The 224-nt window shown below is 34.8% G+C and carries 1 protein-coding gene; it reads left to right on the top strand.

Annotated elements, in window-relative coordinates:
* On the top strand, nucleotides 1-224 hold a 224-nt coding region (locus FFR48_RS28765), incomplete at both ends, for a zinc ribbon domain-containing protein (RefSeq protein WP_137669650.1).

The raw sequence follows: 224 nt of genomic DNA on the forward strand, positions 1-224 counted from the left end.
ATCAATTCAGAAGGCAGCTAGAATATAAAACACAACTGTATGGTAGTAAGTTAGTAATTGTGGATAGATATTATCCCAGTAGCAAGACTTGCTCAAGTTGTGGAGAAAAGAAATCATCACTGTCATTATCTCAAAGAGTGTTTAAATGTGATAACTGTGGCTTTGAGATTGACAGAGATTTAAACGCTGCGATTAATTTAAAACAAGAAGCGGTCAGATTGATC

The organism is Sphaerospermopsis reniformis, from assembly GCF_005402885.1.
Lineage (GTDB): Bacteria > Cyanobacteriota > Cyanobacteriia > Cyanobacteriales > Nostocaceae > Sphaerospermopsis > Sphaerospermopsis kisseleviana.